The organism is Rhodococcus ruber NBRC 15591 (assembly GCF_001894945.1).
GTDB lineage: Bacteria > Actinomycetota > Actinomycetes > Mycobacteriales > Mycobacteriaceae > Rhodococcus > Rhodococcus ruber.
On the sequence record NZ_BCXE01000031.1, the window covers coordinates 16,942 to 40,126 of the forward strand.

Here is a 23,185-nt window from a genome sequence, read left to right on the forward strand (position 1 = left end):
TTACGTGATGCGCGCCACATCCCTGGTCGCGACCGTGAGGACAGTGCACACCGCCAGCGCTCCCACGCCGACCCGCGCGGCGAGCCGCACCGCACGCCCCAGGTCCGCCGGCTGCGGCGGCGGACCGTCACCGAGAGTGCCGCGGTCCTCGACGACACCGTGATAGACGTTCACCCCGCCCAGCGTGACCCCCAGCGCCCCGGCGAACGCGGCCTCCACCGGACCCGCATTCGGGCTCGGGTGCCGGTGGGCGTCCCGGCGCCAGGCCCGCAGCGCCGCACCCGGCCGGCCGCCCAGGCCGACCGCGAGCAGCGCCGACAGCCGCGCCGGAGCCAGATTGAGCACGTCGTCGAACCGGGCCGACGCCCAGCCGAACCGCTCGTGACGGGGCGTGCGGTGGCCCACGCGGGCGTCGAGGGTGTTCGCGGCCCGGTAGCCGAGCAGACCCGCCGGCCCGGCCACCGCACCCCAGAGCAGCGGCGCGACCACCGCATCGGACGTGTTCTCCGCGAGCGACTCGAGCGTGGCGCGGGCGACGCCGGCGGCGTCGAGCTGCGACGGGTCGCGGCCGACGAGGTGGGTGACCTGCCGTCGCGCGGCGGGCAGATCCCCACGGCGCAGCTGGCCGTCGATCGTCGTGGCCTCCCGCGCCAGCGAGCGGCCGCCGAGCACGGTCCACGTCGCGGCCGCCGTCACCGCCGTCCGCAGCAGCGGGCGCCGCCGGGTGAGGCGGTCCGCGCCGTAGCCGAGCCCCGTGGCGCCGCCGACCAGCACCACGGTGAACAGTGCCCCGGCCGCCCGGTGATCCGCGTACAGCGCCCGTTCGGTCGCGCGCGCGATCCGGCCGAAGCCGCTCACCGGATGGAACCGGCGGGGATCGCCGAACGCCCGGTCGGCGGCATAGCCCAGGACGAGGCCGGCGGCGCGGGCATTCACGTCGGCCACGCCTCGAGCAGCGCCGCGGTCGTCTGCGGGTCGCGCACCGCGATGCGCACCCAGTCCGCGCCGAGGCCGGGGAACGTGTCGCCGCGGCGCACCGCGAACCCCCGGCCCCGCAGGCGCTCCCGCGTGCCGGCCGGGACGTGTGCCAGCACGAACGGCGCCGCGGACGGTCCGGCCACCGCGACGCCGAGGGCGGTCAGGCCGTCCACGAGGACGGCGCGGTCGGCCGCGATCTGCACGGCGGCCCGCTCGGCCTCGACCGTGGCCGCCGCCGACGCGCACGCGATCATCGCCGCCGCCGCCGGTGTGGACACAGACCACGGTGGCTGGTGCGCGGCCAGTTCGGCGACGATCGACTCGTCACCGAGCACGTATCCGGCGCGGATCCCGGGAATCGCCCACGTCTTGGTGAGCGAGCGGATCACCACGACACCCGGAATCGACTCCCCGGCAAGCGATTCGGTCTCTCCCGGTACCGCATCCATGAACGCCTCGTCCACCACGAGCACCCGCCCGGGGCGCGCCAGGGCCCGCAGCGCGGCAGCCGGGTGCAGCACCCCGGTCGGGTTCGTCGGGTTGCCGACGACCACGAGGTCGGCGTCGTCGGGCACCGGCGCCGCGTCGAGGACGAACCCGTCCTCGGCCCGCAACAGCACCCGGGTCACCTCGTGCCCGGCGACGCGCAGCGCCGCCTCCGGCTCGGTGAACTGCGGGTGGATCACCACCGGTCGCGCCCAGCGGCGGGCGCGGGCGACGAGGGTGAACGCCTCCGCGCCGCCGGCGGTGGGAAGCACCTCGTGCGGATCGCGGCCGTGCCGCGCGGCCAGGGCCGCGCGCGCCGCCCGCGGATCCGGATACCGGTCCAGTTCGGCCAGCGAGCCCGTCAGTGCCGCCTCCAGCCAGTCCGGACGCGGCCGGCGCGCGACGTTGACGGCCAGATCCACCAGGCCGGGGGTCGCCTCCCGGTCACCGTGGTGCTGCAGGTCCGGTGCGGCGGTACGGGTCGTGCGTGGCGGCGGGGGGACCGGCGTCGCGGCCCGCACCGCCTCGGCGAACCGCCGGGCAAGGACCGGATGCCCGGCCCAGTGGGTGTGCAGATAGGACGCGTGCACGGTGGCGGAGGCGAACCCGTCGGGCCTACCGCCCAGCAGCCACGCCGGCTCGCCGGTGGAATCGACGGTGGTGCGGTGGAATTCGTGCCCGGTCACCCGAGCGCCCGCCGGGGTGAGCAGCGTGTCGCGGGGCGCGACGGCGGTGCGGTAGCCGAGGGTGAGCCGCGGGGTCATCCGCGCGGACGCGTCGACCGCGCCGACCATCGGAGCGCCGTCCACGTCGCGGCACAGGTACAGCAGGCCCGCGCACTCGGCGACGGTGGGCGTGCCGGCCGCGATCGCGGCCCGCAGATGCTCGCGCAGCGGCGTGTTCGCAGCCAGGTCGGCGGCGTGTACCTCCGGGAACCCGCCGCCGAGGTAGATTCCGGCGGTGCCGTCCGGCAGGCGTTCGTCGCGCAGCGGGTCGAAGACGACGGTGCGGCACCCGGCGGCGCGCAGCATCTCCTCGGTCTCGGCGTAGCGGAACGTGAAGGCGCGACCCCCGGCGATCGCGACGACCGGTCCGTCCTCGGCCGACTCGCCCGGCTCCCACGGTTCGGTGACGAGAGCCGGTGCGCTGCGGGCGATCCGCATCACCTCGGCAAGATCGACGCGCGCGGCGATCTGCGCGGCCAGCCGGTCGAGCTGGGCGGCCGCCCCGGCCCGCTCCTGCGCCGGCACCAGCCCCAGATGCCGCGACGGCGCCGAGATCCCGTCGTCGCGCTGCAGCACCCCGAGCACCGGAACGCCCGTCGCGGCCAGGGCCTCGACCACCTCGTCGGAATGCCGCACCGAACCGGCCTTGTTCAGGATCACCCCGGCGATGCGGACACCGCGGTCGAACGTGGCCATGCCGTGCACCACCGCCGCGATGGAACGGGAGGCGTGCGAGACGTCGACGACGAGGACCACCGGGGCGCCGAGCACCGTGGCGGTGTGGGCGGTGGACGCGAAACCGTCGGCGCCGAGCATCCCGTCGTACAGGCCCATCACGCCCTCGACGATCGCGACGTCCGCGCCGCGGGCGCCGTGCGTGAGCAGCGGTGCGAGCAGGTCGGTGCCGACGAGGTGCGCGTCGAGGTTACGTCCCGGCCGGCCCGTCGCGAGGGCGTGGTAGCCGGGGTCGATGTAGTCCGGGCCGACCTTGTGCCCCGACACGGTGTGCCCGACCGACCGCAGTGCGGCCATGAGACCCGTTGCGACCGTGGTCTTCCCGTGCCCGGACGCCGGCGCGGCGATCACCAGCCGCGGCAGCGTCACCACGCTGCCACCCCGAGTGTCACCACGCTGCCGAGTGTCACCACGCGGCCACACCCGAGTGTCACCACTCGATGCCCTTCTGGCCCTTCTGGCCCGCGTCCATCGGGTGCTTGATCTTCGTCATCTCGGTCACGAGATCCGCGGCCTCGATCAACGCCGGATGCGCCCGGCGGCCGGTGATCACGACGTGCTGGTGGCCGGGACGCGCGGCGAGCGTCCGCACCACCTCGTCGGCGTCGATCCAGCCCCAGCCGATCGGGTAGGTGAATTCGTCGAGCACGTACAGCCCGTGCTGCTCGGCGGCGAGCCGGCGCTGGATCTCCCGCCACCCGGCGAGTGCCGCGGCGGCGTGGTCCTCCTCGGTGCCGTCCTTGCGGGACCACGACCACCCGGAGCCCATCTTGTGCCACTCGATCGGGCCGCCCGTGCCGCGCTCGGTGTGCAGGTCGCCGAGGGTCTCGAAGGCGGTCTGCTCACCGAGACGCCACTTGGCGGACTTGACGAATTGGAACACCGCGACCGACCAGCCCTGGTTCCAGCCGCGCAGTGCCAGCCCGAACGCGGCGGTCGACTTGCCCTTGCCGTCGCCGGTGTGGACCATCAGCAGCGGCCGGTTGCGGCGCTGACGGGTGGTGAGACCGTCGTCCGGCACGGTGGCCGGTTGTCCCTTCGGCATCTACGCGGCCCTTCCTCGGACGACGGTGGTGAGCGCGTCGGCGTGGACCTCGCCGACGGGAACGTGTTCGGCGCCGAGCCGTTCGGCGAGCCGGGCCGCGAGACCCATGCGGAACCGGCCGGTCTCGGAATCCACGACGACCGCGTCGATCCCGGCGGTGGCGATGCGGTCGGCGGCCGCGAGGGACCGGGCCACCGCGTCCGCACCTGCGGTGGCGCGACCGTCGGTGACCACGACGAGCAACGCCCGCCGGTCGGGTTCGCGCAGCCGATGCCGCCGGATCGTCTCGGCCGCCTCGAGCAGTCCCTCGGCGAGCGGGGTGCGCCCGCCCGCCGGCAGCTCCCGCAGCCGGGCCGCGGCCACGTCCACCGAATTGGTCGGCGGCAGGGCGAGCACGGCGCGATCGCCGCGGAAGGTCACCAGACCGACGGTGTCGCGGCGCCGGTAGGCGTCGAGCAGCAGCGACAGGATCGCCGTCTTGACCTGCGTCATCCGCTGCCGCGCCGCCATGGAGCCGGAGGCGTCGACGCACAGCAGCACCAGGTTGGCCTCCCGCCCCTCGACGACCTTCCGCCGCACCTGCCACCCGTGCGCGTTTCCGGTAGTTCCCGCTACCGGAAACGCGCACGGGTGGGCGGCGGTGGCGCGGATGGTGGCGGGCAGGTGGACGGGGCCGGTGTCGGCGCGACGCTCGCCGACCGTGCGGCCGACCGTCGTGCGCGCCCGGGAGCGCCGGCCCGCGGTGCCGCGGCCCGTGCGGTCGGCGGTGAACAGGCGGGTCCGGTAGGGCTCGGCCGGGGTCGCGACGGACGTCGCCGCGCCGGCGCCCGCCGCACGGTCGTCCCGGTCCGGCGTCGCTTCGCCGCCTCCGGGACCGTCGGGACCGGCACCGCCGGGGCCGGGGCCGGGATCGTCCGGGTCGGGATCGTCCGGGTCCGGCTCGGGGGCCCGGTCGCCCAGGAGTTCGTCGAGCAGCGTCTCGTCCATGCCGGGCTCGTCGAAGGGGTTGCGGCGACGACGGTGCGGCAACGCGAGCCGCGCCGCGACCGCGATGTCCTCCCGCGTGACCTCGTCGCGACCCGCCCAGGCCGCGTGCGCGACGGCGGTCTTCGCGGTGACCAGGTCGGCGCGCATCCCGTCGACGTCGAACGCCGCGCACACCTCCGCGATCGCGACCAGCGCGTCGTCGCCGAGCCGCACGTGCGGCAGCCGCTCGCGGGCCGCAGCGAGCCGCCGCGCCAGCTCGGCCTCGGCGTCGGCCCAGCCCGCGACGAACGAGACCGGGTCGGCGTCGAACGCCAGGCGCCGCCGCACGATCTCCGCCCGCACCTGCGGATCGCGCGGCGCGGCCACCTCCACGGTCAGCCCGAAGCGGTCGAGCAGCTGCGGACGCAGCTCCCCCTCCTCCGGGTTCATCGTCCCGACCAGCACGAACCGGGCGGCATGCGAGACCGACACCCCGTCGCGCTCGACGGAGCACCGGCCCATCGCCGCGGCGTCGAGCAGCAGGTCCACGAGATGGTCGTGCAGCAGGTTGACCTCGTCGACGTAGAGCACCCCGCGGTGCGCCCGGGCGAGCAGGCCCGGCTCGTACTCGGCGGTGCCCGCCGACAGCGCCTTCTGCAGGTGCAGGGAGCCGGTGACCCGGTCCTCGGTGGCGCCGACGGGCAGTTCCACCAGCCGCGCCGGCCGCGTCTGCGCCGCCGCGCCGTGCGGATGCGGGCCGTCGGGACAGGACGGGTCGGGGGCGGCGGGGTCGCACGCGAACCGGCAGCCGGCGACCTCCGTGACCTGCGGCAACAGCGCGGCCTGGGCGCGCACCGTGGTCGACTTGGCGGTGCCCTTCTCCCCGCGCACGAGCACCCCGCCGATCGACGGCGACACCGCGCACAGGGACAGGGCCAGCGCCAGGTCGTCGGAGCCGACGACGGCACTGAACGGATACACGTGCACTTTCAACCTCCACAGGCTCCCGCTGGGATGTCTTCTCGGCAAACGGAATCGAGGCCGGTATTCGGACTTCCCGGTCGGACGCCGTGCGATCGCCTTCCCGGACCGGGCGGTCCAGTGGCTGCGCGTGATGCGCATGATCGACGACTCCCGGGTCACCGCAGCGGGCCTGTGCCGGATTCACACCGGCTTCCCGATTATCCCCGTGAGGGGCACCTCGATTGTCTTGCCGGCGCCGAGTCTAACCGCACCGGCTAGGGTTCGACGCCATGGGCTCACACATCACCGTCGTCGGCATGGGTGCCGACGGCTGGGACGGCCTGCCGCCCCCCGCCCGCGACGCGGTGCTCGGCGCGCAGGTCCTGCTCGGTGGGCGGCGCCATCTGGCGCTGCTGCCCGAGACCGGCGCCGTCCGCGAGCCGTGGCCGTCCCCGCTGCGCGACGGACTCGACGCGCTGCTCGCGCGGCACCGCGGCCGCACGATCGTGGCGGTCGCGTCGGGCGATCCGCTCGTCTCCGGCATCGGGACCACCCTGATCGACCGGCTCGGCGCCGACGCGGTGACGGTGCTGCCCGCCGTGTCGTCGGTGGCGCTGGCCCGCGCCCGCATGGGGTGGAGCGCCGAGTCGGTGGACGTGGTGACGCTGGTGGGCCGGGACGTGCACGCCGTCCGCCGCGCATTCGGGTGGGGGCGGCGGCTGATCGTGCTCTCCTCCGACGGCTCCACCCCGGCGCGGGTCGCCGACCTGCTGCGCCGAGACGGGTTCGGCGCGAGCACCCTGACCGTGCTGTCGGACCTCGGCGCGCCCGAGGAGGCGCGGCGCACCGCCGCCGCCGACGACTGGTCCGGCGACGCGCCCGCGCTCAACGTCGTCTGCATCGAATGCTCCGGAGCCGAGGGGTATCCCGCGACGCCCGGCCTGCCCGACGACGCGTTCGAGCACGACGGTCAGATTTCCAAACGCCCGATCCGGCTCGCCGCGGTGTGCGCGCTCGCGCCGCGGCCGGGGCAACTGCTGTGGGACGTCGGGGCCGGCGCCGGGTCGGTGGGCATCGAGTGGGCCCGCACCGATCCGCGCTGCCGCACGGTGGCGATCGAACGCGACGAGACGCGCGCCGACCGGATCGGCCGCAACGCCGCGCGGCTCGGCGTCCCGTCGGTCGTGGTGGTGCGCGGCGCCGCCCCCGACGCGCTCGCCGGTCTCGACACCCCCGATGCCGTCTTCGTCGGCGGCGGCGGGTCGATTCCCGGAGTGCTCGAGACCTGCTGGGCGGCACTGCGTCCGGGTGGCCGTCTGGTCGCGCACGCGGTGACCCTCGAAACCGAGTCGACGTTGGTGCAGTGGTGGAAGACCCACGGCGGGGAGCTGACCCGGACGACCGTGGAACAGGCCGCACCACTCGGCGGGTTCAGCGGCTGGCAGGCGCTGCGCCCGGTGGTGCAGTGGCAGGTGACGAAAGGCGAGAGATGACAGTTCACTTCGTGGGATCCGGGCCCGGTGCGGCCGACCTGCTGACGCTGCGGGCCGCGCGCCTGCTGAGCGAGGCGCCGGTGGTGCTCTACGCCGGCACCTATCTCGACGACGAGGTGCTCGCGCACTGCCGGGACGACGCGGAGCTCGTCGACACCCAGCGCCTGGACCTGGACGAGATCACCGCGCACCTCGTCGACGCCCACCGCCGCGGCCTCGACGTCGTCCGCTTGTGTTCCGGTGACCCGTCGCTGTATTCGGCCCTGACCGAGCAGACGCGCCGGCTCGATGCCGCGGCAGTGCCGTGGGACGTCACGCCCGGTGTGCCGGCCTACGCGGCCGCCGCGGCGACCCTCGGGGCGGAGCTGACCGTGCCCGAGCTGGTGCAGACCGTCGTGCTGACCCGCACGCAGGCCCGCTCGACGACCATGCCCGACACCGAGGCCCTCGCCCGCGTCGCGGGCCTGCGCGCGAGCCTCGTGCTGCACCTGGCGATCACCCGCATCCGCGTCCTCGCCGAGGAGCTGAGCGTCGAGTACGGCGCCGACTGTCCGGCCGCGGTGGTGGCGTTCGCGTCCCGCCCGAACGAGCTGGTGCTGCGCGGCACGCTCGCCGACCTCGCCGACAAGGTCGAGGCGGCGGGACTGAAGCACACCGCGGTGATCGTCGTCGGCCGTGCCCTGGGCGTGCGGTCGGCGGACGTCGCGTGCTCGCACCTCTACGACCCGGCGCGGGACCGCAGCGGCTTCACACGGTGAACCGGAATCCGCGCGCGCCGTGACGGGCGCGGATCCCGGTGTTCCGGGCGAATGTTCAGGGACGCACCGAGCGCGACGTCCACACCGCGCCGGTCGCGGTGACCGCGGTGCCGGACGAGCCCACGAGGATCAGGCACTTCATGTCGATCGCGTCCGGGTCGAGCTTCTCGAGGGTGGTCACCTCGAGCGACTCGCCGGGGCGGCCGACGTCGCGACCGACCACCACGACGGTGTCGGCGGGGCGGTGCCGCAGCAGCACGGCCCGCGCCTGCGCGACCTGCGTGGTCCGCGACCGCGACGCCGGGTTGTAGATGCCCAGCACCAGGTCGGCCTGTGCGACGGCGGTGAGCCGCTGCTCGATCACCTCCCACGGCTTGAGCCGGTCCGACAGGCTCATCACCGCGAAGTCGCCGCCGATCGGGGCGCCCGCCCGCGCGGCGACGGCCTGGACCGCCGACACGCCGGGCAGCACCCGCACCGGGATCTCCGCGAACCGCGGATCCTGCGCGGCCTCGAACACCGCCGAGGCCATCCCGAACACTCCGGCGTCGCCACCCGAGACGACCGCCACCCGTTCGCCGGACAGGGCCAGCTCGAGCGCGACGCGGGCGCGGTCCACCTCGACGGTGTTGCCGGACGCGTGCCGTCGCTGCCCCGGCCGGACCGGCACCCGGTCGACGTAGGGCCCGTACCCGACGACGTGGTCGGCGGCCGCCAGCGCGGCGGCGGCCTCGGGGGTGAGCCACTTCTCGTCGGCGGGGCCGAGACCGACGACGAGCAGCTCACGGGCAGCGACCGCGTCGGGAACCTCGGCGACGACGGGCCGGGACCGGTCGGTGATGTCCCGGTTGCGCGGCGCGCGGTCGCCGGGGGTGAGGATCACCGAGAAGTACGGCACCGCATCGGCGTCGACGTCGGCGACGGGGACGATGCGCTGCCCGCCCATCGACGCGCGCTCGACGTACACCGCGTCGTCGAGCCGGCCCGCCTGGGCGAGCGCGGCGCGGACCGCGGGGAAGGTGCGGCCCAGCTTCATGATCGCGGCGCCGTCGGTGTCGGCGAGACGGCGCGCCAGTTCCGGCTCGGGCAGCGTGCCGGGCAGCACGGTGAGCACGTCGGTGCGCCGCACCAGCGGTTCCGCCGCGGCGGCCGCGGCCGCGGACACCGACGTCACGCCCGGAACCACCTCGGTCGCATAGCGGTTCGCGAGCCGGTCGTGCAGGTACATGTAGGAGCCGTAGAACAGCGGGTCGCCCTCGCACAGCACGACGACGGTGCGGCCGGCGTCGAGGTGCGCGGCCAGGCGCGCCGCGCACTCGTCGTAGAAGTCGGCGATGGCCCCGTCGTAGCCGCCGGGATGGTCGGTGGTGCCGGTGGTGACCGGGTAGACCAGCGCCTCCTCGAGCACCCCCTCCCGGATCAGCCCGGCCGCGATACCCCTCGCGATGGACCGGCCGTGGGTGCCCGAGTGGTAGGCGATCACGTCGGCCTGCGCGATCAGCCGGGCCGCCTTGCGGGTGATCAGCTCGGGATCACCGGGGCCGAGGCCCACGCCGTAGAACCGTCCGGTGTCGTTCACTCCGCCTCCTGGGCCAGGGCATTGATCGCGGACGACGCCATCGCCGAGCCGCCGCGCCGTCCCCGTACCACCAGGTAGGGCAGCTGCAGCGGATGCGCGGCGAGCGCCTCCTTGGATTCGGCGGCGCCGATGAACCCGACCGGCACCCCGACGATCGCGGCGGGCCGGGGGCCGCCGGCGTCGATGAGCTCGAGCAGGTGGAACAGCGCGGTGGGTGCGTTGCCGATCGCGACGACGGCGCCGTCGAGGCGGTCCTCCCACAGCGACACCGCCGCGGCCGAGCGGGTGGTGCCCCACGCCGCCGCGAGCTCGGGTACCCGCGGGTCCCGCAGGAAGCACAGCACCTCGTTGTCCGCCGGCAGCCGGGTGCGGGTCACCCCGGACGCGACCATGTGCGCGTCGGTGAGGATCGGCGCGCCGGAACGCAGCGCCGTGCGCGCCGCGGACACCAGGCCCGGGTGGATCGCGAGGTCGCGGGTCAGGTCGGTCTGCCCGCAGGCGTGCACCATGCGCACCGCGACCTTCTCGGCGTCGGCCGGAATCGCGGACAGGTCGGTTTCGGCGCGGATCGTCGCGAACGACCGGACGTAGATGTCGGCGCCGTCGGTGACGTAGTCGTAGCGCCGGGGTGGGGGGGACAGGGTCATGCCGGGTTCCTCGCGAGCAGGAGCGTGTGGGGGAAATTCGGTGCGCCGCAGGATCGTTCGCATCCCACGACGTGCAGGTGGCCGGGTGGCGGCGCATCGGCGACGACGCGCCGGGCCGTGGCACGGGTGTCGCCCCCGGCGAGGCTACACCGCGGCGCGCCGGTGCATGCGGTGGTGCGGGTCCACGGCGACGCGCCGTCGAGGACGAACCCGGCGTCGCGCAGCGGCTGCGGATCGTGCTCGCCGGGCAGGACCAGGCCGCGCCACGGGGTGACGATCACGTCCGGCACGGGCAGCGCCGCCACCATCGCGGGCGAGAGGATGCCCAGCGGGACCAGGACCGAGACGGCTCCGGGCAGGGGGCCGTACGGCGCGGTGTACCGGGTGGGCGGCGGCAGCGGCGCACCACCGCCGAGTTCGGCGCCGGCCTCGGGCAGTCGGTGCACGTGCCAGCTGGTGCCGCGGATCGCCGCGAACCGTTGCGCCAGGTCGACCAGGGTCCCGACGGCCCGCTCGGCCGGCACCACCGGGCCGGAGCGCCGGCCGATCGTGACGCGGAACAGTCCGGGTTCGACGGCCACCGCGGCGAGGTCGCAGCGCAGGGTGGTGACGTCGCCGCGGCCGTCGTCGAGCCCGAAGAGGAAACGCCCCGGCAGCTGCGCCAGGGCGGGCTCGGCGCACAGGGCGGCGTCGAGCGCGCCGATCAGCGGGCGGATGTCGGCGCGGCCGCCGGTGATCCCGGACAGCGGCGAGGCGACGACGTTGCGGACCCGTTCGTGCGCCGGCGCCGGCAGGAACCCGGCCGCCGTCACCGCCTCGACCAGGCCGGCGGGCACCCCGCCGCACTCGTCCAACGCGACGCCCCTGATCTGCAGGTTTCCGCGTGAGGTGAGGTGCACGTCGCCGTCCGCGAAGGCGACCGACGCCTCCGACAGCGCCTGCAGGCCGCCGTCCGGGAGCCGGCCGCCGGGCGCGCGCAGCCGCACCAGCGCGCCGTCGGCGGCGAGGTGGGGGCGCAGCAGACCGGGGCACCGATCCTGGGTGAGCGCAGCGACGGGGGATGCCGCCTGGGCCGGCGCCGGGGGAAGGTCGACCATGGGGGCACATGGTTGCACACGTGCGCTAAGCTCCACCTGCCGTGGTGCTCGGGAAGCCGGTGTGAGACCGGCGCGGCCCTCGCCACTGTGAGCGGGTAGTTGCTCGCCCTCGTCCGAACCGGTCCGCCGGTCCGGAGACCACTGGACGCACGTCCGGGAAGGTCGGCGCAGCAGCGACGATCCGTCAGCCAGGAGACCGGCCACGGCACGGGAAGTCCACGAGGGTTTGGAGACTGAACATGACCGAATTCGTGCTGCGCGGAATCGAACTGCGCAGGACCCGGCCGTGACGCGGCTCGCGCTGCTGTCCACGTCCGACACCGACCTGCTGTCGGCGCTGAGCTCCGACGCCGAATACGCGCTGGGCAATCCGTCGCGCCTCGACGTCGGCAGCGAGCTGCCGCGCCTGCTCGACGGCGCCGACCTGGTGATCGTCCGCATCCTCGGGTCGGTGCGGTCCTGGCAGAACGGCATCGACGCGGTCCTGGCGCACGGCGCACCCGTCGTCGTGCTCGGCGGTGAGCAGCTGCCCGACGCCGAGCTGATGAGCCACTCCACCGTCCCCGTCGGCATCGCCACCGAGGCCCACGCCTACCTGGCGCAGGGCGGACCGGCCAACCTGGCCCAGCTGCACGCCTTCCTGTCCGACACCGTCCTGCTCACCGGCGAGGGCTTCGATCCGCCGGCCGCGCTGCCCGAGTGGGGCAGCCACGCGCCCGCCGCGGCCGATCCCGACCTGCCGAGGGTGGGCATCCTGTACTACCGCGCCCACGAGACCAGCGGAAACACCCGCTTCGTCCGCGATCTCGCGCAGGCGGTCGACGCCACCGGCCGCGCCGTGGCCGTGCCGATCTTCTGCTCCACCCTGCGCGGGGCCCCCGCGGACCTGCTCGCCGAACTCGGCACCCTCGACGCCCTGATCGTCACGGTCCTGGCCGCCGGCGGTACCCGCCCGGCCACCGTCTCCGCCGGCGGCGACGACGATGCCTGGGACGTCGCAGCGCTTGCCGCGCTCGACGTTCCGATCCTGCAGGCGTTGTGCCTGACCTGGGGACGCGACGCGTGGGCCGAATCCGACGAGGGCGTCTCCCCGCTCGATTCCGCGACGCAGATCGCCGTCCCCGAATTCGACGGCCGCATCATCACGGTGCCGTTCTCGTTCAAGGAATTCGGCGCCGACGGCCTGCCGCGCTACGTCACCGACCCCGAACGGTGCCGTCGCGTCGCCGGTATCGCCGTCGCGCACGCCCGTCTGCGGCGCATCCCACCCGCACGGCGGCGCCTGGCGATCATGCTCTCGGCGTATCCGACGAAACACTCCCGCGTCGGCAACGCCGTCGGCCTGGACACGCCCGTCTCCGCGATCCGGCTGCTGCGCGCGCTGCGCGAGCACGGCTACGACCTCGGCGACGGCTTTCCCGGCCTCGACACCGACGACGACGCCGAGGCGGGCAACGCGCTGATCCACGCCCTGATCGCCGCGGGTGGCCAGGACGAGGAGTGGCTCAGCGCCGAGCAGATGGCGGGCAACCCGGTGCGGGTGAGCGCGGCGCGCTACCGCGAGTGGACGGCGGACCTGCCGTCCGAGCTGACCGGCGCGATGACCGAGGCGTGGGGCGAGGCCCCGGGCGAACTGTTCGTCGACCGCAGCGCCGACCCGAACGGCGAGATCGTGCTCGCCACCCTGCAGGCCGGCAACGTGGTGCTGATGATCCAGCCGCCCCGCGGGTTCGGCGAGAACCCGGTGGCGATCTACCACGATCCGGACATGGCGCCGTCGCACCACTACCTCGCGGCGTACCGGTGGGTGGAGAACGGCTTCGGCGCCGACGCCGTCGTCCACCTGGGCAAGCACGGCTCGATGGAATGGCTGCCCGGCAAGAACGCCGGGCTGTCGGCGGCCTGCGCGACCGACGCCGCCGTCGGCAACCTCCCGCTGATCTACCCGTTCCTGGTCAACGATCCGGGGGAGGGCGCCCAGGCGAAACGCCGCGCCCACGCGACCATCGTCGACCACCTGATCCCGCCGATGGCGCGGGCCGAGTCGTACGGCGACATCGCCCGGCTCGAGCAGCTGCTCGACGAGTACTCCAACATCGCCTCGATGGACCCGGCCAAGCTGCCCGCGATCCGCGCCCAGATCTGGACGCTGATCCAGGCCGCGAAGCTCGACCACGACCTTGGTCTCCACGACCGCCCGCACGACGCCGAATTCGACGACTTCCTGCTGCACGTCGACGGCTGGCTGTGCGAGGTCAAGGACGCGCAGATCCGCGACGGTCTGCATGTGCTCGGCACCGCGCCCGTCGGGGAGGCCCGCGTGAACCTGGTGCTGTCGGTGCTGCGGGCTGCGCAGGTGTGGGGCGGCAGGGCGCACGCGGTGCCCGGGCTGCGCACCGCGCTCGGGCTGAAGCCGGATGCGCCGCTCGCCGAGACCGACGCGGTCGAGTCCCAGGCCCGGGCCCTGGTGCAGGGCATGGAGGACGCCGGCTGGCGGGTCGAGCGCGCCGGCACCGTCGTCGAACAGGTTCTGGGACAGCAGGATCCGGAGGTCGAGCGGGTGCTCGCCTTCGCCGCCGAGCAGGTCGTGCCGCGCCTGGCCCGCACCACCGACGAACTCGACGCGGTGCTGCACGCCCTCGACGGCGGCTACGTCCCCGCCGGTCCGTCCGGGTCGCCGCTGCGCGGCCTGGTCAACGTGCTGCCCACCGGCCGCAACTTCTACACCGTCGACCCGAAGGCGGTGCCGAGCCGGCTCGCCTACGACACCGGCGTGGCCCTGGCGAACAACCTGCTCGACCGGTACCGCGCGGACACCGGCGACTACCCGCCGTCGGTGGGCCTGTCGGTGTGGGGCACCTCCGCGATGCGCACCTCCGGCGACGACATCGCCGAGGTGCTCGCCCTGATCGGCGTGCGCCCCGAATGGGACGCCGAGTCCCGGCGGGTGCGCGAACTGACCGTGATCCCCCTCGACGAACTCGGCCGGCCCCGCATCGACGTCACCGTCCGCATCTCCGGGTTCTTCCGCGACGCCTTCCCGCACGTCGTCGCGATGCTCGACGACGCGATCCGCACCGTCGCCGCCCTCGACGAGCCCGACGACCTGAACTTCGTGCGCGCGCACGCCCGCCGCGACGAGGCCGAGCACGGCGACCCCGAGCGCGCGGTCCGGCGCATCTTCGGTTCCCGGCCCGGCTCCTACGGCGCCGGCATCCTGCCGCTCATCGACTCCGGGAACTGGCGCAGCGACGCCGATCTCGCCGAGGTGTACACCGCGTGGGGTGGCTTCGCGTACGGGCGGCACCTGCACGGTGTCGCGGCCGCGGACGACATGCGCGCCAACTACCGGCGGATCGCGGTGGCGGCGAAGAACACCGACACCCGTGAGCACGACATCGCCGACTCGGACGACTACTTCCAGTACCACGGCGGCATGGTCGCCACCGTCCGCGCGCTCACCGGCGCGGACCCGAAGGCGTACATCGGCGACTCGACCACCCCCGACCAGGTCCGCACCCGCTCGCTGGCGGAGGAGACCGCCCGCGTGTTCCGGGCCCGGGTGGTCAATCCGCGCTGGCTCGCCGCGATGCGCCGGCACGGCTACAAGGGAGCGTTCGAGCTGGCCGCGACCGTCGACTACCTGTTCGGCTACGACGCCACCGCCGGCGTCGTCGCGGACTGGATGTACGAAACCCTCGCCCGCACCTATGCGCTCGACCCGGAGAACCAGCAGTTCCTGCGCGAGGCCAACCCGTGGGCGCTGCGCGGCATCGTCGAACGGCTCTCCGAGGCCGCCGACCGCGGGCTGTGGGCCGAGCCGGATCCGGCGACGCTCGCGGAACTGCAGCAGGCCTACCTCGACGTGGAGGGCGACCTCGAGGACCGCGGATGAGAAGACGGCTGCGGCTGATCGGGATCGGGCCGGGTGGTCCCGACGACCTCACCGTGGCCGCGGTCCGGGCGCTGAACGAGGTGGACGTGTTCCTCGTCGCCGACAAGCAGCGCGGCGTCGACGATCTCGTCGCCGTGCGGGAGGAGATCTGCCGCCGGCACGTCACCGGCGACTACCGGGTGATCACGGTGCCGGACCCGCCGCGCGACCGCGCCCCGTCCGCCTACGGCGCCGAGGTGCGGGACTGGCACGCGGCCCGCGCCGCCGTCTACGAGTCGGTGCTGCGCGAGCAGGTCGCGCCGGACGAGACCGCCGGATTCCTGGTGTGGGGCGATCCGAGCCTGTACGACAGCACCATTCGCGTCGTCGAACGCATCCGCGACCGGGGCGTGCTCGACGTCGACTACGACGTGGTCCCGGGGGTGAGCGCCGTGTCGCTGCTCGCGGCGCGGCACCGGTTGGTGCTCAACCGGATCGGCGGCCCGATCACGATCACGACGGGCCGGTGTCTTGCGCACGAGGTCGCCGCCGGGGGCGACAACCTCGTCGTGATGCTCGACGGCGCGCTCGAATGCGCCCGGCTCGACGGCGACTGGCACATCTGGTGGGGCGCCGACCTCGGCACGTCCGACGAGGAACTCGTCGCCGGCCCGCTGCACCGGGTGCTGCCGGAGATCGAGCGGGCCCGCGCCCGCGCGAAGGCGGCGCGCGGCTGGGTGATGGACACCTACCTGCTACGTCGCGCGGACGGCGTCGGCGCCGGCTCCTGACCGGGTGAGGGGAACGGCGTCGCCGCCCCGCCGGTACGACGCCGCGTACAGGACCCACGCCACGATCGGCAGGATGATGTCGAACCACAGCGGGAATCCGACGTTGCCCGGCTCGGTGTTGTCCTTCGCGAGCCAGAAGTACAGGTGACCGGCGGCGTCGCCGAAGTACTGGACGGTGGTCACGACGATCGTCGCGAGCCAGAACCCGCCGCGGAAGCGGTAGCACAGGATTCCCGCCACGCCGATCGCGAGATCGCCCATGGCGTTCTCGAATTGGAAACCTCCGTCGCCGCGGGTGAATCCGATCATCTCGGCGGTCGCGGGACCGTCGAAGACGTGGAACGCCGCCCCGATCACCGAGGCGACGCCGACCACCGCCACGAGCCACCACACGAGGTAGGTGTCGATACGAGCGGCGCCGTGGCGGTGGCGGGACTGCAGGAAGGCGCCGACGAGGGCGACGACGGCGAGTACGGCGGTCGGCACGGCAACTCCCTTCGCGGGGCAGCCGCATCCGGCCGCTTCACCGGCGAAATGTACGCCGCGCCCGGCCCGTCGCGCAGTGGAACGCCGGGACATCCGCGCGGTGCGCGGATGTCCCGGGTCGGGCATCGGCGTCAGAGCACCGGCGTGGTCACCGGCTGCGGCCGCCGGTCGGTGGGGGAGCGGCTGAGCACGACGGGCAGCCACTGCGAGGTCAGCGCCACCATGCCGAGCCAGGCGAGCACCATTCCCGCGCCGGGGGCGTGCGGAGTCTGCACCGGCATGCCGTTCTGCGACCAGTAGCCGAGCAGCCCGAACAGGGACGCCAGGCCGGAACCGAGCATCGACGCCGACGCGAGCCGCCAGCGGTGCGTGCACAGCGCCGCGGTCGACGACACCACACCGAACACCACAGCGAGGCTCACGAAGACCCGCATCGGCACGGTCGTCGTGGCCTCGTGCCCGAACCACGTGCCGAGCACCGTCCACGACCATTCGGTATCCGATTGCGGCAGAAGCAGACCCAGCACCACCGCGACGACACAGGCGACGAGGACGCGGTGTCGCCGGCCGGCGTCGAACTCCCCGGCGATCTTCCGCTCGATGCGGGCGAACTCCTTACGGTATGCGGACAGGTCGTCGCTCACCGGCACTCCTCGTCGATAGGCACACGAGGGTTCATTATGCGCGTCCCCGGCTACGCCACCCGACGGCGGTGTCGACGACGAGGAACGCCAGCAGGCTGAGCCCGAGCACCGGGGCGAACCACCCCACCACCGCGGCCGCGACGCCGATCGCGACCGCCGGACCTGCGCCGACGCGACGGAGCGCGCCCCGGGACGGAGCGCGGCCGACGGCCCACGCCGACCCACGGGTGGGCCGTCGCCGCCACCACAGCACGTACCCGCGCACCACGACCGTGACCAACGCCACCGCCAGCAGCGCCAGGGCGACCTGCGTGATCAGCCCGAACATGATGCCCATGTGCAGGGTGATCGACCACCACGTCAGCTGCGCGGCGAGCGGCCAGTCCGCGAACCGCAGCACGTCGACGACCTCGCCGGTCGCGCCGTCGACGGCGACCGAGTCGATGCCGTACACCCACGGCTGGCGGGTCTCGGCGACGGTGAAGGCAGTGCCGGCCTTCGTGGGGACCGAGGCCTCGACGACGCCGGTCAGTCCCGCCGCGGCCGCCGCGTCCAGCACCGAGTCGATGCGGGCGATGTTCGTGTCGAGCAGTGCCGGGTCGGCGGCGTGCCCACCGTGGCCGCCGTGCCCCTCGTGGCCCGTCGCGGGTGCGGCGCTGCTCCCCGTCAGGGTCGCGTCGACGGCGGGCGTCTTCCAGTCCAGTGCCGCCCGCAGCTCGGCGATGTTGTCGCCGGCGAACCGGGACCAGGTCAGACCGGTCGCGGACAGGAACACCAGGCCGACCGCGATCCATACACCCACCACACCGTGCCAGCCGAGGGTGCGGGACCGGCCGGTGGCGGTGCGGTCGACGGTGAGCAGGCGCGCCTCGGCGTCGCGGGCCCGCAACGTCCGGTACCGGCGCACCCACAGATACACGCCGCCGAGCGCGATCACCCACATCCAGGACGCGGCCAGCTCGCTGTAGAGGCGGCCCGGTTCGCCGAGATGCAGGTGCCGGTGCAGCTGCGAGATCCAGGTCCGCACCGGCAGGGCGCTGCTGCTGCCGTAGACGGCCAGCTCACCGAGCGGCCGCGCGGTGACCGGGTCGACGAAGACCGCGAGCCGCTGCGACTCGCCGAGGCTCGGGTCGGCGAACAGGACCCGGGTGGTCTCGCCGGGCGCCGCGGCCGGCCGCACCGCGGTGACGGTGAGATCGGGCCGCTGGCCGGTGGCCACCCGGATCTGCTCGGCCACCGGCACGGCGGGACCGGTGGCATCGGTGTGCAGCTGATCGCGGTAGACGAGTTGCTCGATCGTCGGCGCGAGCGCGTAGAGGCCGCCGCTGACCGCGGCGATCAGGATGAACGGGGCGACGAGGAGGCCGGCGTAGAAGTGCAGCCGCAGCACGAGTGGTCGCAGGGAGGAGGTGCCGGATCGGCGGGTCGGGGGCGGGACGGAACGATCCGTCCCGAGGTCGGTCGTGGACATGCGAATGCTCGTTTCGATCGTCGGTGACGACGGCAGCGTCGTCACACGTGGGAAAGCCGCCGCGGGGTACGGACGCGGCGGAACAGGATCGGGTCAGGCGGTGCGGGGCGGACCCCGGGTGCCGGCCTGTGCGGAAACGAGCACTCGCAGCACGAGACGTGCCCGGTGCGAGGGTGTGGCCACCCACAGCGGCGCATGCGCCGGGGGCAGGGTCAGTATCGCGGCGACGATGTGCCGCAACACGCCGAGTGCCGCGACGCAACCCTGCTCGGCCGCCCGGATCAGGGCGGCGGAGACGACGAGGGCCGCGGCGTGGGCGCCGAGCATCGCGGGCGAGAGCCCGAGGCCGTGGGCGTGCTCGGCGGTGAGGGTCAGGACGGTGTGACCGATCGTCTGGCCCGCGGCCAGGACGAGCACCAGTGCGGTCAGCGGCCGGTGCGACCGGAGCGCGGACACCGCGGCACCGAACGCGGCGCAGGCGGCGACCATCAGCACCACCGACGCCTGGGACGGAATCTCGCCGCCCGCGAGGCCGTGGGCCGCGACGGAGACCGCGGCGGAGGTCGAGCCCACGAACGCGCCACGCAGCTGCGTGGACGTCGGCGGGCGTGGATTCACGCGAAGGAGCCTACAGCGGTGTGCCCTTTGGGCTGCCCTGACCGCCCAAAGGGCGCACCGCTCAGTGACCGCGCGGTTCGCGCAGGCTCGTTCCTTCGACGTTGCGGACCCGCTTGCGCTCGAGCAGGACCAGCAGGGCACCGATCCCGAAGGACACGATGCAGGCGGGACCGGCGATCCAGGCCCAGCCCTCGAAGCCGTAGCCGGCAGCCACCAGAGTCAGACCGAGCAGCAGCAGCCCGAGGCCCAGGAAGAAGTAGCCCGGCCAGCCCCGGGAATCGGTCAGGGCCTCACCGGCGTGGCTGCGCATCGTGCGGGCGTCGTCGGCCGGGAAGTCGCTGTCGTTCGTCAGGTCCCGGTCGTGGGCCTGCCTGCTGTGCACCGGATCGGCACCCGCGCGGGTCTCCTCGCTTCGCCGAAACTCACTGCTTCGCCGAAACTCACCGCTTCTCCGAAGTTCACTGCTTCCCCGAAACTCACTCTCGTGTTCCGTCACAGCCCCATCCTTTCCAGAGGTCGGGTCGGGAGAGCGCTGCAGCGCTCGGATTCACCGACCGGTGCCGTTCGTGTACCCGCTCCCGGCGCCGGGTATGCACCGTGCGGACACGGCGGCTCCGTAACCGCCCGCACACCGCTGAGGGAGGACCCATGACCGACCAGCACCGGCCCCGGAATCCGGTCGAGCAGTACCCGGCCCCGGATCGTGAGCAGCAACCCGAACTCGAGTACCCGGGCCTGACGTCCGACATGGTGTCGGCACCCGACCACGGCGAGCAGACCTATCGCGGCAGCGGCAGGCTCGAGGGCCGACGGGCGCTGATCACCGGTGCCGACTCGGGGATCGGACGGGCCGTGGCGATCGCGTTCGCCCGTGAGGGCGCCGACGTCGTCCTCAGCTATCTCGAGTCCGAGGAGGACGACGCCCGCGAAACCGTGCGGTGGATCGAGGAGGCGGGTCGGCGCGCCGTCGCGGTGCCGGGCGACATCCGCTCCGAGGAACACTGCCGGCACCTGATCGACACGGCCGTGCGTGACCTCGGCGGCCTGGACATCCTGGTGAACAACGCGGCGTTCCAGATGGTGCAGATGAACGGGATCGCCGACATCACCACCGAGCAGTTCGACCGCGTGCTGAAGACGAACCTGTACGCGTTGTTCTGGCTGTGCAAGTTCGCGATCGACGTGATGGAACCGGGCTCGACGATCATCAACACGTCGTCGATCCAGGGGACGAGCCCGTCGCCGGAGCTGCTCGACTACGCCACGACCAAGGCCGGCATCGTCGACTTCACCAAGGGCCTGGCGTCGGACGTCGCGAAGCGGGGGATCCGGGTCAATGCCGTCGCCCCGGGACCGATCTGGACGCCGCTCATCCCGGCCACGATGCCCCGGGAGAAGTTCGAATCCTTCGGTGACGACGTCCCGCTCGGCCGGCCCGGGCAGCCGGCCGAACTGGCCCCGGCCTACGTCTTCCTCGCCTCGCAGGAGTCGAGCTACATCACCGGCGAGGTCATCGCCGTCACCGGCGGCAAGCCCTTCTCCTGACAGACCCGCGGGGGGTGGTGCCGGTGGCCGAATGTCACATTCGGTCGATTCGATCGACGCGATGTGACATTCGGCCACCACCGCCGCACCACCGCCGCACCGCCGCAGCAGCAGGGGGCGGGTCAGGCCTGGGACCGCTCCCACACACGGTGGGCGCCGAGCAGTTCGACGATTCCGGTCACCACCGCTTCCGGATCGTCGGCGGTGACCACTCCGGGGGCCTCGGGATGGACGGCTGCGTGCTCGAGCGCTTCGGTGCCCGTGCCCCACGTGCCGATCGCCTTGCAGTGCCGGAACGTCTCGTCGACCAGGATGCGTACCCGCGGATCGGCCGGGGCGCTCGCGAGCAGCAGGGCGTCGTACTCGACGGACCGCGCCGTGTCGAAGGTGCGCGAGATCGGCACCTCCTTGCGGCCGCCGTCGAGCTTGCCGCCGTGCGGACCGATCACCAGCGGCACGGCCTTCGCCGCGGCCACCGCCGCCACGGCCTTGGCGACCTCGGCGACGTCGGCGCTGTCGTCCGCGACGATGCCGATCATCCGCCCCTCGACCGGCCACGTCGCACCGACCTGGGACAGGGCCTCGCTGCGCAGCGGCTCACCGTCCGTCGACACCGTCGGCTCCGGTGCCGGCAGGCCGAGACCCGCCGCGACGGTGGCGCACAGTCCGGCGTCGATGTTCGCGAGCACGCGCAGGGCCCGCTCCTTGATCGCCTGCTCGAAGCACTTGCCGAGTTCGAAGGTGTAGGCGTCGGCCACGTGCTTCTTCTCGATCTCCGACAGGCTCCGGTAGAACAGCCGGGCCTGCGAGAAGTGATCGTCGAACGTGCTCGGCGCCTCACGTTCCTTGACACCCGCGGCGATCGGCGCCGGCACGTCGATGAACGCGGCGTCCTCGACGCCCGCGAGGAACGGGCATCCCGCTCCGAGCGAGTTGGGCCGGTAGGGAGCCGCGCCCGGATGGATGCCGGTCTGGTGCATGCCGTCGCGCAGCATGTCGTTGACGGGGGCGTGCGGCCGGTTGATCGGCAACTGGCCGAAGTTCGGTCCGCCGAGCCGGCTCAGCTGGGTGTCGAGGTAGGAGAACAGCCGACCCTGGAGCAGCGGATCGTCGGTGACGTCGATGCCGGGGACGAGGTGGCCGGGATGGAAGGCGACCTGCTCGGTCTCGGCGAAGAAGTTCGTCGGGTTGGCGTTGAGCTGCATCGTCCCGATCACCTGCACCGGGGCGAGCTCCTCGGGGACGATCTTGGTGGGGTCGAGAAGGTCGATGCCCTCGAACGTCTGCTCCGGGGTGTCGGGGAAGACCTGCACGCCCAGATCCCATTCGGGGTAGGCGCCGGATTCGATGGCGTCGGCGAGGTCGCGACGGTGGAAGTCCGGGTCGATGCCGCCGAGCAGCTGCGCCTCCTCCCACACCAGCGAGTGCACGCCCAGGCGCGGCTTCCAGTGGAACTTCACCAGCGACGTCTCGCCGTCGGCGTTGACGAGACGGAAGGTGTGGACGCCGAAGCCCTCCATCATCCGGTAGGAGCGCGGAATGCCCCGGTCCGACATGTTCCACAAAGTGTGCGCGGTGGCCTCGGTGTGCAGTGAGACGAAGTCCCAGAACGTGTCGTGCGCGCTCTGAGCCTGCGGGATCTCGCGGTCCGGATGCGGCTTGGCGGCATGGACGATGTCCGGGAACTTGATCGCGTCCTGGATGAAGAACACCGGAATGTTGTTCCCCACCAAGTCGAACGTTCCCTCGTCGGTGTAGAACTTCGTCGCGAAACCACGGGTGTCGCGGACGGTGTCGGCGGAACCACGCGAACCGAGCACCGTCGAGAAACGGACGAAGACACGCGTCTCGCTGCCCTTCTGCAGGAATCCGGCGCGGGTGATCTTCGAGGCGGCGCCGTTGGCCCGGAAGACGCCGTGCGCCGCGGCGCCCCGGGCGTGCACCGCCCGCTCGGGAATGCGCTCGTGATCGAAATGGGTGATCTTCTCGCGGAAGTGGTGGTCCTGCAAGAGCGTCGGACCGCGGCGACCCGCCTTGAGGGAGTGGTCGGTGTCGGTCAGCCGTGCACCCTGGGCGGTGGTGAGGAAGCGGCCCTGGGGACCGCGCGCACCGTCGGGCAGGTCCTCGGGTGTGCCGGTGGCAGTGACCGGGACGGGCTCACGCTGGTCGGGTTTGGCCGGAGGCGGGTCCGTCGGGGTCGTGGGTTCCTCGACCGGAACCTCGAAACCGGCGGGCGAGCCGGGAACCGGCGGATTCTTGTCGAACACTGCGATGCTCCGTTCGG

18 protein-coding genes and 2 riboswitches are annotated in these 23,185 nt (G+C 73.5%); of the genes, 5 read left to right on the forward strand and 13 right to left on the reverse strand.

Annotated elements, in window-relative coordinates; translation table 11 throughout:
- From RR3_RS18575 to RR3_RS18590, 4 genes are read right to left on the reverse strand one after another with little or no spacing between them, the layout of a single operon-like run.
- On the reverse strand, positions 1–945 hold the full coding sequence (locus RR3_RS18575; RefSeq protein WP_017680726.1) for a cobalamin biosynthesis protein: 945 nt from the start codon (positions 943–945) through the stop codon (positions 1–3).
- A complete protein-coding gene (gene cobBC / locus RR3_RS18580) occupies positions 933–3,296 on the reverse strand; it encodes a bifunctional hydrogenobyrinic acid a,c-diamide synthase/histidinol phosphate aminotransferase CobBC (RefSeq protein WP_174557586.1) in 2,364 nt (787 codons plus the stop codon). The genes RR3_RS18575 and cobBC overlap by 13 nt, the downstream gene beginning before the upstream one ends.
- A gap of 58 nt (positions 3,297–3,354) precedes the next feature.
- The gene (gene cobO, locus RR3_RS18585; protein WP_010593205.1) at positions 3,355–3,969 is read right to left on the reverse strand and encodes a cob(I)yrinic acid a,c-diamide adenosyltransferase; all 615 of its coding nucleotides are present in this window, start codon (positions 3,967–3,969) and stop codon (positions 3,355–3,357) included.
- The gene (locus RR3_RS18590) at positions 3,970–5,922 is read right to left on the reverse strand and encodes a VWA domain-containing protein (protein ID WP_108754929.1); all 1,953 of its coding nucleotides are present in this window, start codon (positions 5,920–5,922) and stop codon (positions 3,970–3,972) included.
- Positions 5,923–5,957: 35 nt separating this feature from the next.
- Positions 5,958–6,154: riboswitch (cobalamin riboswitch) on the reverse strand.
- A gap of 34 nt (positions 6,155–6,188) precedes the next feature.
- Between RR3_RS18590 and RR3_RS18595 the strand changes: the two genes are divergently transcribed.
- Both RR3_RS18595 and RR3_RS18600 read left to right on the forward strand, forming a co-directional pair.
- The gene (locus RR3_RS18595) at positions 6,189–7,391 is read left to right on the forward strand and encodes a bifunctional cobalt-precorrin-7 (C(5))-methyltransferase/cobalt-precorrin-6B (C(15))-methyltransferase (protein WP_064066016.1); all 1,203 of its coding nucleotides are present in this window, start codon (positions 6,189–6,191) and stop codon (positions 7,389–7,391) included.
- Positions 7,388–8,149: a cobalt-precorrin-4/precorrin-4 C(11)-methyltransferase gene (locus tag RR3_RS18600; protein ID WP_010593201.1), complete on the forward strand. Its 762-nt coding sequence runs from the start codon at positions 7,388–7,390 to the stop codon at positions 8,147–8,149. Before RR3_RS18595 ends, RR3_RS18600 begins: the two co-directional genes overlap by 4 nt.
- 55 nt (positions 8,150–8,204) lie before the next feature.
- Here the strand turns inward: RR3_RS18600 and RR3_RS18605 are convergent, their stop codons facing one another.
- From RR3_RS18605 to RR3_RS18615, 3 genes are read right to left on the reverse strand one after another with little or no spacing between them, the layout of a single operon-like run.
- Positions 8,205–9,728 carry a precorrin-2 C(20)-methyltransferase gene (locus RR3_RS18605; protein ID WP_017680722.1) on the reverse strand — a complete coding sequence of 508 codons (1,524 nt, stop codon included), beginning with the start codon at positions 9,726–9,728 and terminating at the stop codon, positions 8,205–8,207.
- Complete coding sequence (locus RR3_RS18610; protein WP_017680721.1) at positions 9,725–10,375, reverse strand: precorrin-8X methylmutase; 651 nt, start codon at positions 10,373–10,375, stop codon at positions 9,725–9,727. Before RR3_RS18610 ends, RR3_RS18605 begins: the two co-directional genes overlap by 4 nt.
- Positions 10,372–11,472: a ferredoxin-like domain-containing protein gene (locus RR3_RS18615; protein WP_010593198.1), complete on the reverse strand. Its 1,101-nt coding sequence runs from the start codon at positions 11,470–11,472 to the stop codon at positions 10,372–10,374. The genes RR3_RS18610 and RR3_RS18615 overlap by 4 nt, the downstream gene beginning before the upstream one ends.
- Before the next feature lie 25 nt (positions 11,473–11,497).
- Positions 11,498–11,691: riboswitch (cobalamin riboswitch) on the forward strand.
- A 67-nt stretch (positions 11,692–11,758) separates the two neighbouring features.
- Between RR3_RS18615 and cobN the strand changes: the two genes are divergently transcribed.
- Both cobN and cobF read left to right on the forward strand, forming a co-directional pair.
- Positions 11,759–15,367 carry a cobaltochelatase subunit CobN gene (gene cobN, locus RR3_RS18620; RefSeq protein WP_064066015.1) on the forward strand — a complete coding sequence of 1,203 codons (3,609 nt, stop codon included), beginning with the start codon at positions 11,759–11,761 and terminating at the stop codon, positions 15,365–15,367.
- Positions 15,364–16,137: a precorrin-6A synthase (deacetylating) gene (cobF, locus tag RR3_RS18625; protein ID WP_010593196.1), complete on the forward strand. Its 774-nt coding sequence runs from the start codon at positions 15,364–15,366 to the stop codon at positions 16,135–16,137. The genes cobN and cobF overlap by 4 nt, the downstream gene beginning before the upstream one ends.
- On the opposite strand, the gene RR3_RS18630 is transcribed toward cobF, so the two are convergent.
- From RR3_RS18630 to RR3_RS18650, 5 genes are all read right to left on the reverse strand, one after another.
- Positions 16,102–16,623, reverse strand: coding sequence for a DUF6790 family protein (locus RR3_RS18630; protein ID WP_064066014.1), 522 nt, complete (start codon positions 16,621–16,623; stop codon positions 16,102–16,104). The two genes, cobF and RR3_RS18630, sit on opposite strands and share 36 nt — an antisense overlap.
- Before the next feature lie 131 nt (positions 16,624–16,754).
- Complete coding sequence (locus RR3_RS18635; RefSeq protein ID WP_026137753.1) at positions 16,755–17,267, reverse strand: Rv2732c family membrane protein; 513 nt, start codon at positions 17,265–17,267, stop codon at positions 16,755–16,757.
- 34 nt (positions 17,268–17,301) lie between these two features.
- Positions 17,302–18,738: a PepSY-associated TM helix domain-containing protein gene (locus RR3_RS18640; protein ID WP_064066013.1), complete on the reverse strand. Its 1,437-nt coding sequence runs from the start codon at positions 18,736–18,738 to the stop codon at positions 17,302–17,304.
- Between the two features lie 93 nt (positions 18,739–18,831).
- Positions 18,832–19,356, reverse strand: a complete 525-nt coding sequence (locus RR3_RS18645; RefSeq protein WP_010593192.1) for a hypothetical protein — start codon at positions 19,354–19,356, stop codon at positions 18,832–18,834.
- A gap of 61 nt (positions 19,357–19,417) precedes the next feature.
- Entirely contained in the window at positions 19,418–19,738 is a 321-nt protein-coding gene (locus RR3_RS18650; RefSeq protein WP_010593191.1) for a hypothetical protein, read from the reverse strand.
- A 266-nt stretch (positions 19,739–20,004) separates the two neighbouring features.
- Between RR3_RS18650 and RR3_RS18655 the strand changes: the two genes are divergently transcribed.
- Positions 20,005–20,901: a glucose 1-dehydrogenase gene (locus RR3_RS18655; protein ID WP_010593190.1), complete on the forward strand. Its 897-nt coding sequence runs from the start codon at positions 20,005–20,007 to the stop codon at positions 20,899–20,901.
- A gap of 122 nt (positions 20,902–21,023) precedes the next feature.
- On the opposite strand, the gene RR3_RS18660 is transcribed toward RR3_RS18655, so the two are convergent.
- Positions 21,024–23,168 carry a catalase gene (locus RR3_RS18660; RefSeq protein ID WP_064066012.1) on the reverse strand — a complete coding sequence of 715 codons (2,145 nt, stop codon included), beginning with the start codon at positions 23,166–23,168 and terminating at the stop codon, positions 21,024–21,026.
- Positions 23,169–23,185 lie beyond the last annotated feature (17 nt).